Raw genomic sequence first — 13466 nt, 5'->3', positions numbered from 1 at the left:
TTACAGTCATTAGGGGTTTATGCTTAAGTTGATGGCTAGGTGCGCAGGCGGGGATGCAGTGCACACATTAGCGGCGGCGCGCCTTTGGCGCCGCCTGCTTCCCCGCCTGAGCGAGAATGACGAAGGCCTAAAAAGGGAGGCGCTGGGAGTTTTACTACCTTTCTTGATTTAAACCGAAACAACTTTTTAAAGAACGATTAATTTTTGGAGAACTTAATGCGGCAAATCGTTTTAGATACGGAAACTACTGGCCTTGTGCTGGAAGAAGGCCATCGGGTCATCGAAATTGGCGCACTGGAAATGGTTAATCGTCGGTTGACTAGCAACCACTTGCATTTTTATATTAATCCTGAGCGCTCTATTGAACGAGATGCTATCGAGATTCACGGCATTACCGACAGTTTTTTGATTGATAAACCGCTTTTTAAATCTATTGCCACCGAACTCATTTCTTTCCTAAAAGGGGCGGAATTAATTATCCATAATGCTCCCTTTGACGTCGGTTTTCTCAATCACGAGCTAAAGCTTACTGGCCAATCTTTTAAAGCGCTTACCCATTATTGTCAGGTCCTTGACACACTGACAATCGCGCGCCAGAAGCATCCGGGACAGCACAATAACCTAGATGCGCTTTGTCGACGTTACCATGTTGATAATTCTAATCGCGATTACCATGGGGCCTTACTCGATGCAGAACTATTGGCTCAAGTCTATTTATTAATGACAGGCGGCCAAACGCTGCTATTTGAGCAACAAGGCCTTGCAGTAACATCACGATCAGCAGCACCGGTTCGCCCGTTAGGTACTGATCGCGACTCCTTGTTGGTAATTAGGGCTAATGCGACAGAGACAGAGGCGCATCAGACTTTCTTGCAAATACTCACGGAAAACGGCCTCTGTCTTTGGACCGATCAATAAGGCAATACGATGATCTTTGTTACCGTTCGCATAAACATAGTGAGAGAGCCATGAATGGCGCTTCTTCCCGAAAAGGGCATGCAATAAGGCATGGACCCCCCTGTTGGCACTGGGAGTCAACTTGAGACGCAACTAGCATCGTTTTTACGGGAAATTCTGAAACTTCCCAGCGGTGTCTGACAAGATCTGCTTAAGTTAGTGAAAAAAGCGGCGCCCCGTTGGTTTTATCAGAAGCCACGAGGTATCCATCTGCATCGTAAACGGCCCATCGTAATATATGCGAGGGCTAAAAATAAAGACCCGCTCTCCTGGCGTACCTATTTGGGTGGGTAATCGACAGTAATTTTGAACCACATTTTGTGCATCAGCGATTAACCCATAGGGATTTTCATCTAAAAATGATTAAAATCATTAATTTAAATATCTGATGAGGAGTTTTTAAAACAGGAAAACGGTTGAGAATACGATCGTTGTATTCAGGTATTACGTAGGAAGCCTACGCGGTATCTATAAAATAACTGGACTGGCGCGATTCGGCTAATATTATTTTCCAAACGTTTTGTGAAAGGGTGATTGTCCACTGATTAATTACGGAAGGTGCATTTTGGACTGCTTTCTCTAAAACCAAAGGAGAGGGTCTGCGCTTGCTATGTTACATTCGATTAACGGCGCTATCATAAGCTGCATAAGCTGTTTTAATAGGATTGGTCGTATTAATGATATTCTGTACGAATTCACTAAAAGCGATTTCGAATTTTTTTGTAAAGTATTCCAGTTCTGATTATTCGCGAGATAATGGGCGAGCTCATCTTGAGTCGGAGAAGCGTTGACTATTTTGTTTAATAAAGTCACAAAGCTGATTTCGGATCAGCTAGCAATTTAAGGTCATTAAGGCTTTTGCTCAGCGTCATCGGCGTTTTCACAGTTACTTGTGATAAACTCGTTTGCTAGGCCGAGAGAAAATCTTTTACATAAATTTCTCTAATTTTCTTTATCAAAGTCTTTACTTCATCGGCAGTTAAGGGGGTTTTCCCAACCAGACCCCACAACCCAATCACCGTGATTAAGGAGATGTACAAGTTGATGGATTTATTTATTATAAATTTCGTTTAAATGATTGGGATCATAGAAAGCAGGGATTTTTACTGCAGAAAAATCTGTCCCTGGAAAATTAAAAACGATAGGCGTTCGTTTCTATTGATTTTGTAACATAGAAAATACGAGTTGCGACAATGATTGTTTTTGTAAAACAGCTTTCGCTTTTAAAATAATATTTTCATCAGAGGGTCAACTTACTTGATGCAGTTGTAATAAGTAGCTTAAGTGAGACATTAATTTCTGTTGTTCATTAGGATATTTCTCTCTCCAATATTGATAAAATCAATTTTTAACAACGGCGTCATTTTGGTGGTAAGACTCGGTTAACATTAAAATAGATTTGTAGCGATTGATACAAAGCTAATTTATTTTTATCAATATTGTTTTGAATCTATTTTGTAACTATTTCGTCAAGGAAAAGTACAAAATTATTTCGTATCAGTTTGGTATATGTGCTTTGAAGTTGTTTGTGAAGATTTTTTCTTGATTAAAGCCAATTTCCAAAATAGATAAGTTGTAATTTTTCCACGCAGTCAATGCAGTTTAAATTCGATTGAGTTGAGAAAGCTAATCTTTATCATTTGTTAATTCGTTCAAATAAGTTTTCTCAGTATTTAACACTTTTATATTTTATCGATAACTGTGATGACATGTTCCAAAAGCGATTAAAATTATAATGAAAGCCATTGGATAAATGATAAACGGACGTCGGTAACCACCAACCGATTTAGCAGTTAATTTAGGAAGGTTCTCAATCAGTTTCTTGAAAAAAGTTTGAATGAAATAGAGTTTTTGTGGCAATTGAGATGGGTGAGTTTTAATCTCGGAAATCGAAAATGATTTGGCGATAGCTTGTGTGAGGAAATTAACGGTGGAATCGCTTTGCTGACTGCTGGTGAAATAAACGTTTATTAATTGTTTTTTATCTAACAATAATTGGTCTAACAATTACTCTAAATTTTCAACCAGATTTTCAAATTGAATTGGCACATCTTTTATTTTTTTTGTCGAGCGAGAATTTGTTCATGGTTCGGTCTCCAAAATAAACGTTCAGAAATACGGTTAATAAAGGCAATGTAACGTTCTTTGATAATCTCATGGAAAGCAAGATTGCTCTCGTTTCGTAAACTAAAGCCCAACAATTGTTCTCTATCCTCGGATTCAATATTACTAAAAAAATGGATAAACCCATCAAGGGGATCGCACTAAGTGATAACGACGATGAGGGGAATAGGGCCTAAGGCCAGTAAGTTTTGTAACTGAGGAGCGATGTTGTCGGCCAACTCGTCAAGTTCACCGGAAGTTTTCGAAAGGATTAAGTAATCGATTGTCAAAATAATCGCATTAAAAAGGGGTTTTCGTTTTTTCCGTTTGAGTATTCTTAGAAAGGATTCCCATAATAATTGATTTTTCTCATCGCCTTCCGAAATTGAAAAATGCCTCGTTGCTCGCCAACGCAAAATGTCTGATCTAGCAGGAAGACAGTCATCGCAGGCTGAACCATAAGCTCAACGAAGCATTAACAGCATGGGGATATGCTCGATCACTTTGATGATCAAAAAATAATACGACGAATTTTCCGTTTTTAGACTGGCCGTGACCTAAAGGTTTCTTTTCGTGTCTCCTGTTTAGGAAAACCTGTCTGCTTATGCGCTGCGACGGTTTTTAATCAGACTAGAAAAAGATTATAAAAATATCGACCCCATGATGGCCTATCTGTTTCGTTATCATGCGTTCGAAGAATTAGAAAAAAAAATTTGTTTCGATTGTTATACGGAAGTTTATGGTTGCATGCCAACGGAAGAGCCTAAGCACGCTTCCGAATGGCGATTTTTTTAATGAGAAGCTTATTGAAAAGAAAATCTAACAGAGAATCTTTTGTATTTCATTATGATTGATCAGTTAAAAAGAGGCGAAAGAGTGGAACGAGATAAAGAAAAGTTATTCAAACAAATTTTTGGTCTAATGGAATTTTTCCCAGAGATAGCGATTACGAATCTTATTTGAAATCAGGATTTCATCCTTGGTATATCGACGATCTCCCTTTTGTGAAACGCTAGGATAATGATTTGGCTCCTTATTTTCGTCAGGTTTTATCATGAAAAATCAAATTAAATATCGTATAAAAACGATTATCTCAGCACAATTACAAATTCCCATTGATAATATTCACGATGATTTCAAATTTCATGAAAATTTATGTTTCGATTCTTTAGATGTCGTGAATTTAATTAGCGATATAAATATGGAACTTTCATTAAATTTGATAGAAAAAGATATTATTCATTTAGAAAGCGATTCTGAATTGGTAGACTGTGTCGAAAAAAATTGAAAATAAGTCAGCTTAATTACGTTTCCTGTTTGAAGCAGCGATCACTTGAGAAATCCAATTCCGTTGATTATCGTATCGTTGATAGCCAAAGTGCGAAAAATCAGGAAATCAGCTATTTCGAATTAAATGAAAAAGCGCGACACTTAGCGAAATTATTGAGTCAAACGGCAGGCCCGGGCGATCGTGTTTTTTAGTTTATGATACCGACACCCATTTTATTATTGCGTTATTCGCTTGTGATTATATGCTGGAATTATTGCTGTACTGGAGTGTCCACCCACTCAAATACAGAGTCGTGTGAACGTTACCGCTCATCGGCTTAAAAATATTATATTGGATTTAGAGCCGCTTTATTATTAAATAAAAAAAAATTCATTCAATTTTTTCCAGGAGAAAATGGACAATTTAAGACTTACTACAGATCAAATGAATTTGACTCGCAACACGCTCGATTTAATTCCTAAATATTCTAAAATCGCCTTATTTCAATACACATTGGGATCAACCAGTAATCCTAAAGGTATAATGATTACGCATGCAAATATTTTTAATAACGTCAGTAACATTCTTAATTTAGAAAAACCGGGATTTTTGTAGTCAGCGGTCAGTTGGTTGCCATTAACGCATGACATGGGAATCGTAGCTGGTATTCTTTTTCCTTTATTTGATGGTATTATCAGCGTGTTATTGTCAACACTGGATTTTTTACGCCGTCCTATCATGTGGCTTGAGCTTATTTCTAAGCTTCCTGATGTCATTAGCGGCGGTCCAAATTTTGCCTATGAATTATGTTATCAACGAATTAATGAAGTGCAATTTGGAACCATCAACTTAAGCCGTTGGCGCGTGGTATTTGCTGGTTCGGAAATGAATCATTTAAAAAATTACCAACAATTCCTACAAAAATTTTCGACTTTTGGATTTGATAAGAAAGCTTTTTATCCTTGTTATGGTTTGGCCGAATCGACCGTATATGCCACGGGGGACGTGTAAATGCGCCTGTTCTTATCGATTAATCCTTGTTAAGCTGGACACTGTTTCAAGGACTACGATTTTAATTGTGAACCTAAACTCCCGCCAAGTTTTATCCGAAGAGGTGATCGGCGAGATTTGGTTAAAAGGCCAGAGCGTGCGAAAGGCTATTGGAAAAATAAAGTATTAACAGAAAGCATTTTTAACGCTTACACCCATGAAGAGAAGGGCTCTTATTTTCGCACTGGTGACTTTGGATTCATCTGCGACGGAGATTATTTTTTTACGGCCAGTTAAAAGATATAATCATTATTCGGGGTAAAACTCATTCTCCGGAGGACATCGAATGGGTCGTTGTTCAAAGTGACGAAAATATTAGAACTGCGAATGCCGCTGCTTTTTCAATTTTACAGGATGACTGGAAAAATTAATTATCGTCGCTGAAATTAAAGGCTCTAAAACGGAAAACGAAAAACGTTCTATTTTCGAGAATATTCACGAGTGTGTTAGTAAAAATTTCTCGATTAAAATTCACGAAATAGTTTGCGTTCGTTCAAAAACACTTCCAAAAACTATTAACGGAAAAATAAACGCCAAGCCTGTCGATCCGCCTATCTCGAACCAACTGGCACAATTAGTTCGTTCTGATCGTTTGGATCGAATTGAGATTAAATAGTGTCATCGACTTGTGTTCTAATATACACAGACCTCAGTGAAAAATCGCAATTTCCATATTTCGCTGCACTTCATACGGGCTACTTCTGGGCTGGATTTACAGCAAAGGTCCATCAAGAAAAATTAAGAAATTGCCCGATGTCCAATATCGTGACGGTAATAACAGTTTGACCAAGTAATTAATTGGGTCGCTTGATAAGCTTTTTGTTGTGCTTCACGCAAATCCTTGCCTAATGCGGTGACGCTAAGAACGCGGCCACCGTCGGTAACAACCCGATGATTAATTTCTTGTGTGCCAGCATGAAAGACTTTTAGGTCTGGGAGAGACAATTGATTTAGCCCTTGAATAATATCGCCTTTTTGATATTGCGCGGGATATCCTCCCGCAGTAAGAACCACCGTTAGTGCAGCGCGACTATCCCATACACTTTTTGTTTGATTTAATCGGCCGGAAAGCCCCAATAAAATTAATTCGATTAAATCGGAACATAAGCGCATCATGAGCGGTTGGGTTTCAGGATCGCCTAAGCGCACATTAAATTCTAATACCTTGGGCTCGTTATTTGACGTGATCATGATTCCCGCATATAAAAACCCTCTATAAAGAATTCCCTCTGATTTTAAACCGATTACGGTGGGCTGCATAATAGTCGTCATGATTTTTTCTTGTAAAGCATCGGAAAGCTGAGGAACGGGTGAATAAGCACCCATCCCACCTGTGTTTGGACCGCGGTCCCCATCATCTCGTCGTTTATGATCTTGGGAACCCGCGAGTGGTAAAATATGTTCGCCATCCACCATTGCGATAAAACTTAATTCTTCGCCCGCTAAAAATTCTTCGATTACAATTTCTGAACCGGCATTTCCAAATTGTTTTTCTTCCATCATCGCAATAATGGTTTCTTTAGCTTCTTGCAATGATTGTGGAATAACAACACCTTTTCCTGCCGCAAGACCGCTTGCTTTTATTACAATTGGAAAAGATTGTTGTTTAAGGTAGGAGAAAGCATTGCTCGTATTTATAAATGTTTTAAAGCGAGGGGTTGGAATACCATGGCGGCGCATAAATGTTTTACAAAAATTTTTAGAAGTTTCTAATTGAGCAGCAGCTTGGGTAGGTCCAAAAACAGTTAAATTTTCGTGTTGAAAATGATCAACAATACCAGCCGCTAGTGGAATCTCAGGACCAACAAGTGTTAAATTAATTTGATTTTTTTTGGAAAAGGCGATTAAGCTCTTAATGTCAGTGACGCTGATGGGAATATTTTGCGTTTTAAACTCTCGAGCTGTCCCGGCATTTCCGGGAGCCACCCAGATTTTTTCTACTCGAGGCGATTGAGCTACCTTCCATGCTAAGGCATGTTCACGACCGCCATTACCAATTATAAGTATATTCATAGTGGTGATATTATAACATTTTTCAGCGACATCTAATAATATATTTTTGAGTTAATCATCAATAAAATTTAAGATTTTATTAATAACGTAAAAATATACTACACGAAATTTTTTCAAAAAAATTGAGAAATATGATGAGAAATATTATTTAACTTTGATGAACAGATAGCTACTAATGTTACTCTAATTTTATAGAAATTTACCACTAATAAATCTATTAGCAGGAGTAGATTAAGAAAAAATGACGATAAAAAATAGTTTTCTAAAAGAATTTTTAGCTACGTTTAATAATACTGACGATCCGCTGCTACCTCCTATTTTAATAATACCGAAGACTAGATGATATTTGACCTTCTAAAACATGAACAAATAGCAGATGATATGGTAGGCGAATTTATGGTTTCCGCTGAGGAGAATGTAGAATCGTGATGGAAGTTTAAAGAGTCGTTGGAACGGTTTTTATTGTTTCTTTATGGTGATTGTGATTTCGGACACGAAGGAGTTAAATCATTCGTAAATTCAATTAAGGATGATTTAAACTGTTTAAATTGTTGCAGTTCTGGAAAGTTAGGTGAATTAAACGATATACAATGAATAATAGACCGTTTGTTATTCGATGATTCTGGTACTTTATCATTGACTGAAGAATTACAAAAAAGTTGAAAGATACTATTGAAGAAATTCGAACGATTTTAGATAAATATTTTTTGGTCTATAAAAATTTACAATTCCACTGTCGGGATATGGTTTATTTTTTGATTTCAGAAATTCTGCCATTACAGTTTTCATTCTATCTTTCTGAATTCGATCCATTTTTTTACCTCTTTATCGAGAATTGGATGCAACTGAAACTTATATAAATCGATGGCCACATGAGTACGTGAGGAATTTATTTTAGTCTTTATTCAGTTTAAATAATGAGGCTTCGGAAATTTTAATATATATAAAAAATTTTGTATGAAAGCTTAAAAGAGAGTCTTTAGAATTATTGGAGAGAAAAATCAAGTTATAGCTATTTTTTGAAAAAGCTAAAAGCGATTGTCAGTAATGCTGATATATGTCAATTTTTAAAAAGTTATGATAACAATTATGATAGATTCTCAGTGGAACAACATAAAGTTTTACTAGAAGAAATTGAGTAAATAGAAAACAAAAAAGGTTATCTCTATCTTGAATCGTTCCGCAGCGTATTTTTTTATAAACCTCCTTTTCAAGAGTCTATGTCAGTTACGTTAGAGAAATTTCTTTAGTATTTTATTTTTAATAAAAATAACGATGTACTGAGATATATTTATTTTTTTGTGTTCAACTCTCGATGGATTGGCTGTTTTATATAAATGGTTGCAAAAAAGCGTTTGAGTTTTAATATAATGCCGTTAAAAGAATGGTTGATTTTTTTAATCGTAAGAAATATAATTGATATTTATTGCATTATTTTATTTTTCTAGAGGTATAAGAATTTTTAAAATAGATGTTTAACAAACTCTTCGAAATACAAAACGATCGATTTGAAGAATTAATTCGATCATTTTTTCAGTTATTATTCGAATGTGTTTTGCCGAACATGTTAGGGTTTCTATTCCTAGATAAAATTTTAAGATAAGGTAAATGGGGGAATAATTTTTAATCGAATTAAGGATTTCGTAAAAACCAAATGCGTTAACTCCAATCAAAATTGGATAATTATAAATGAGTTCTTTGATGTGATCTATCACCTATTCCCTACAGTAGCAGGCGAATTGTCGGGTAGAACTTTATTGACTGAATTTCTCCTTCAAGAATCTGAAGTGTTGCTCGATTTATTTCTTGAATTATTAGAGATGGCCAATATATGCGATATTGAGAGGAAGCTTCACATAGCGGATAGATTAGTTAATAGACGTGTTTTAAAGTTAATCATAACTCAAAAAAGAAGATAGACGAGTTTACGGCATACAGTACTTATTTGAAAATTTAACAATAGAGAAACTGAAAAAGTTCATGATTTTGTGGACGAAAAAGCCAGAAATATCTTCTTTTTTATTTTTTATGTAAGATAGATAAATTGACATAGGCTCCTCAAAAAGAATTATTAGCGCGGATTGAGTGGTTTTCTGAAGTTTATAACGCGGACGAATAGTTGAAATTTCTACTCTCAAATCAATTAGCATCTAGAAATTCTAATGATGACATTAAAACCTGGATGTGGTTATCCAGAAAGGAAGCAATTTGTGAGTGTTTGGAGAGCCTTATTAAAACTCTTAATGGGTTAGGGTATCCCTTTAATTTTAATTGCAAATTAATACGGACTTTGGGAAATGAGATTAATTTTTTAGCATAATTTATGCAGTAGTGAGGATGGAAGATCGCTATTGTACAGTCAATATCTGACAGAGGGGTCCGATTATTGATGGTTTACTTTACATTTGTATTATTCGAATCAATCGAAACTTTTCCTGCATTCATACCAGCTATAAATTATTTGAAAAAATAGACGACTTTGGATTGCCATCTTTTGGATGGAGCTTTGTACCGGTGAAGATGCACTACGGTTTTTTTGTTTTTCTTTACTTAATATTCTGACCCCCAGAAAACGGAAAAATTGAGAAAGGAAATTGCCAATGAACTATTTTCTTCTAATTGTGTCTTTCGTCTCCGTATATCTTATGAAGGACAAACGTTGTTTATTTAATGCTAAAAGCGATTTGTTGAATCGAGTTTCAAGAGAACTTGAGAATCAGAATAAACTAACGACCTCTCTGTTCACCTCCGTACTTGAAAAGTTTGAGGAATTTCTGTTAGAGCATTTAAATGAAGTAAAGTATTAAATGGATTATCTGTTTCAAAAATTTTTGTCGGACTTGCTGAAAGATAGAGTGGGTAGACGAATACTGTTGGAGTCAAAAAATAATTTATTTAATTGCTATTGGAATTCTTTTTCTTAAGGTGGAGAAGAAAATTATATAGGATTATGGTAAAGGAAGTTAGATCGGAAGAAATTAAAAAAGATCCAATGCCTCGCCCACAGCGTTTAAGTATATTTTATAACCCTGATGATGCAGAAGAATCCGATACTGATACCCATCAACTATTGTCCCAATTGCAACCCAGATAAAATTCAGATATTCTTTTTGAAGTTCTAGGGAGCGAAAGCTGAGACGATCTAGAAGTTTGGAGATCGGACCCGTTGAACCTGCACAAGATAATGCTTGCGAAGGGAAGAGGGGTTCGGTTACACAGTGCTTTCCTCCTACCTGTTTATTTAAGGAGAGTGCTGTGATTGCTTATTCTGCTTCCAAAAAGATTTATTGCCAAGGCAAGATTTTTCCCACTATTCGTGTAGGAATGCGTGAAATTCGATTAACGAATGGTGATTCGTTAACTCTTTATGATACTTCAGGGCCGTATTCTGACCCGAATATCTCTATCAAATTGCCGCAGGGTCTTCCCCGTTTGCGCGAGCCTTGGATTAAGGTGCGCCCGAGGAAAACGCAATTAGCTTTCGCAAAAGAAGGCGTTATTACGTCAGAAATGGAATACGCGGCGATTCGTGAAAATCAAAAAAGAGAGTTGAAGAAAAACACAGATCAAGAACGCGAGCGTCGTTTGCGAGGAAATCCGTTGGGTGCACGAATTCCTAACCCAATTACACCGGAATTTATTCGAGATGAAATCGCGTGCGGTCGTGCCATCTTGCCTGCGAATATTAATCATCCCGAAAGCGAGCCCATGATTATTGGCCGCCATTTTTTAGTTAAAGTAAATGCGAATATTGGGAACTCGTCGCTTACGTCATCTGTGGAAGAAGAAGTTGAAAAATTAATTTGGGCGTTGCGTTGGGGTGCAGATACGGTGATGGATCTATCGACGGGAAAAAAAATCAAAGAAATTCGTGAAACAATTCTTCGCCATTCTCCGGTACCTATCGGTACCGTGCCGTTGTATGAAGCGTTGGAAAAGGTGGATGGAGATGTAAAATCCTTAACGTGGAAAATTTTCCGCGACACCTTAATTTCGCAAGCTGAACAAGGAGTTGATTATTTCACGATTCATGCAGGTGTTTTAAATCGTTTTATTCCATTGACCCAAAAACGTGTCACGGGAATTGTTTCTCGTGGTGGTTCTCTCATGGCCAAATGGTGTCTTCTGCACCGAGAGGAGAATTTTCTTTATACACATTTTAATGAGATTTGTGAAATTATGCGTGCTTATGATGTGAGTTTTTCGCTAGGGGACGGGTTGCGCCCAGGCTCTATTGCTGACGCCAATGATGAAGCACAATTTGCAGAATTGAAAATTCAAGGCGAATTAAATCGCATCGCCTGGGAATACGGTGTGCAGGTGATGAATGAAGGACCAGGGCATATCCCTCTAAATCTCATCGAAGAAAATATGACGAAACAATTGACTTATTGTCGGGAGGCGCCATTTTATACTCTGGGGCCATTAACTACCGATATTGCGCCTGGTTATGATCATGTTGGTAGCGCTATTGGCGCTGCTTTTATCGCTTGGCAAGGTTGTGCGCTCTTGTGCTATGTCACGCCGAAAGAACATTTGGGTTTGCCGAATAAACAAGACGTCAAAGAGGGGTTGATTGTTTATAAAATTGCGGCCCATACGGCAGATTTAGCAAAAGGACACCCAGCGGCTCGAGAGCGGGATGATTTATTATCGCAAGCGCGGTTTGAATTCCGCTGGCACGATCAATTTAATTTAGCGTTAGACTCTGAAACAGCACGCCTTTTTCATGATGAAACTTTGCCAAAAGAGGCTGCTAAACACGCTCATTTTTGTTCATTGTGCGGCCCTAAATTTTGCGCTTATAAAACGAGTCACGAAGTTAGGGACACCTTACAAAAGGTAAGGTGATGGAAATGAAGGTAGGGATTGCAGGCGCAGGATTACTGGGGCGTTTATTAGCTTGGCAATTAAGTAAAGCGGGCTTGGGGGTTACGCTATTTGATAAAGATGATAAAAGTGGTCAAAAGAGCACGGCCTACGCAGCGGCTGGGATGCTGTCACCCGTTGCTGAATGTGAAATAGCAGAGCAGATAATTTTTAATTTAGGAAGTTATTCATTAAGGAAATGGCCACTGTGGTTATCATCATTGAAGCAACCTGTTTATTTTAAACAAAATGGAAGTATTGTAATTTCGCATTCACACGATGAAGTGGAAAAAGAGCGCTGGCTGAAAACAATAAGTCGTAAAATAAAAGATTTCTCTCTTGAAAAGTTATCATCTTCTGCGCTCCAACGATTGGAGCCTGAATTAAATTTTGATGAAGTATATTATTTGCCGCAGGAAGCACATCTAGATTCACGTGCACTTATGCAGGCATTAGAAAAAGAATTAAACGTGGAATGGTATTCGAAAACCTTTGTGGATAGCGTGGTTCCTTACCGTATCTTAACGAAAGAAAAATCATACCAATTTGATTGCATATTTGATTGTCGTGGCATAGGTGCAGGGGAAATGTTTTCCGATTTGCGTTCGGTACGTGGTGAGTTAATTTATTTGCATGCACCCGATGTGCGTTTAAATCGTCCAATTCGATTACTTCATCCTCGTTATCGACTTTATATTGTTCCTCGTGCGCATCATATTTATCTTGTTGGCGCGAGTGAAATTGAGTCCGATGATATTTCACCAATTTCAGTACGCACGTGTTTGGAATTATTATCGGCAGTTTATAGTGTACACCCTGGATTTTCAGAAGCTCGGATCATTGAAACTATTACCGCCTTACGCCCGACGTTACCGGATAACTTACCTCGTATACATTACCAGCCTGGATTAATTGCTATTAACGGATTATACCGCCACGGTTTTTTAATAGCGCCAGCGTTAATTGATGAAGTTATTCACAATCTCTCAAGAGGTATTAAATGATCGACATCTATTTAAATGGGAAATTAATTTTTCTTGCTGAAAAAATGTCATTAAAGAAATTGATGGAAGAGCAAGATGTTGTGATGGGAACCGTCGTCGTTGCAGTGAATGAAACCGTGATTCCTGGAATTAATTACGAAAAGATTATTATTCAGCCTGGAGATCGAATTGAAATCATCACGGCCATGTGTGGAGGATGA

At 37.2% G+C, this 13466-nt stretch carries 8 protein-coding genes and 5 pseudogenes; 8 read left to right on the top strand and 5 right to left on the bottom strand.

Annotated features, from left to right (window positions below; all coding sequences use genetic code 11):
• The first annotated feature begins 204 nt into the window (after nt 1-204).
• Nucleotides 205-918: a DNA polymerase III subunit epsilon gene (gene dnaQ / locus FIV31_RS02185; RefSeq protein ID WP_280123638.1), complete on the top strand. Its 714-nt coding sequence runs from the start codon at nt 205-207 to the stop codon at nt 916-918.
• Here the strand turns inward: dnaQ and FIV31_RS02180 are convergent.
• From FIV31_RS02180 to FIV31_RS02170, 4 genes and pseudogenes are all read right to left on the bottom strand, one after another.
• Nucleotides 912-1320, bottom strand: a pseudogene (locus FIV31_RS02180) (L,D-transpeptidase); the annotation flags it as partial. The gene dnaQ and the pseudogene FIV31_RS02180 sit on opposite strands and share 7 nt — an antisense overlap.
• A gap of 1326 nt (nt 1321-2646) precedes the next feature.
• Nucleotides 2647-2964 carry a type VI secretion protein IcmF/TssM N-terminal domain-containing protein gene (locus FIV31_RS02175; RefSeq protein ID WP_280123637.1) on the bottom strand — a complete coding sequence of 106 codons (318 nt, stop codon included), beginning with the start codon at nt 2962-2964 and terminating at the stop codon, nt 2647-2649.
• A 47-nt stretch (nt 2965-3011) separates the two neighbouring features.
• Nucleotides 3012-3209, bottom strand: a pseudogene (locus FIV31_RS08425) (type VI secretion protein IcmF/TssM N-terminal domain-containing protein); the annotation flags it as partial.
• A gap of 12 nt (nt 3210-3221) precedes the next feature.
• Nucleotides 3222-3476 carry a hypothetical protein gene (locus FIV31_RS02170; protein ID WP_280123636.1) on the bottom strand — a complete coding sequence of 85 codons (255 nt, stop codon included), beginning with the start codon at nt 3474-3476 and terminating at the stop codon, nt 3222-3224.
• Here FIV31_RS02170 and FIV31_RS02165 point away from each other — a divergent pair.
• From FIV31_RS02165 to FIV31_RS02155, 3 pseudogenes are all read left to right on the top strand, one after another.
• Nucleotides 3437-4076 (top strand): annotated as a pseudogene (locus tag FIV31_RS02165) (metal-dependent hydrolase); the annotation flags it as partial. The gene FIV31_RS02170 and the pseudogene FIV31_RS02165 sit on opposite strands and share 40 nt — an antisense overlap.
• A gap of 38 nt (nt 4077-4114) precedes the next feature.
• Nucleotides 4115-4364, top strand: a pseudogene (locus tag FIV31_RS02160) (acyl carrier protein).
• A 13-nt stretch (nt 4365-4377) separates the two neighbouring features.
• A pseudogene (locus FIV31_RS02155) lies at nt 4378-5996 on the top strand (fatty acyl-AMP ligase).
• Nucleotides 5997-6118: 122 nt separating this feature from the next.
• On the opposite strand, the gene purD reads toward FIV31_RS02155, so the two are convergent.
• On the bottom strand, nt 6119-7393 hold the full coding sequence (gene purD / locus FIV31_RS02150; RefSeq protein ID WP_280123635.1) for a phosphoribosylamine--glycine ligase: 1275 nt from the start codon (nt 7391-7393) through the stop codon (nt 6119-6121).
• 2950 nt (nt 7394-10343) lie between these two features.
• On the opposite strand from purD, the gene FIV31_RS02145 reads away from it, so the two are divergent.
• From FIV31_RS02145 to thiS, 4 genes are all read left to right on the top strand, one after another.
• Nucleotides 10344-10487 carry a hypothetical protein gene (locus tag FIV31_RS02145; protein WP_280123634.1) on the top strand — a complete coding sequence of 48 codons (144 nt, stop codon included), beginning with the start codon at nt 10344-10346 and terminating at the stop codon, nt 10485-10487.
• A 161-nt stretch (nt 10488-10648) separates the two neighbouring features.
• Nucleotides 10649-12244, top strand: a complete 1596-nt coding sequence (thiC, locus tag FIV31_RS02140; protein WP_280123633.1) for a phosphomethylpyrimidine synthase ThiC — start codon at nt 10649-10651, stop codon at nt 12242-12244.
• Complete coding sequence (gene thiO, locus FIV31_RS02135) at nt 12244-13266, top strand: glycine oxidase ThiO (RefSeq protein ID WP_280123632.1); 1023 nt, start codon at nt 12244-12246, stop codon at nt 13264-13266. Before thiC ends, thiO begins: the two co-directional genes overlap by 1 nt.
• Nucleotides 13263-13466 carry a sulfur carrier protein ThiS gene (gene thiS / locus FIV31_RS02130; RefSeq protein ID WP_280123631.1) on the top strand — a complete coding sequence of 68 codons (204 nt, stop codon included), beginning with the start codon at nt 13263-13265 and terminating at the stop codon, nt 13464-13466. The genes thiO and thiS overlap by 4 nt, the downstream gene beginning before the upstream one ends.

This window comes from Coxiella endosymbiont of Ornithodoros amblus (genome assembly GCF_019425495.1).
Lineage (GTDB): Bacteria > Pseudomonadota > Gammaproteobacteria > Coxiellales > Coxiellaceae > Coxiella.
This window is presented reverse-complemented; position numbering and strand designations above follow the sequence as displayed.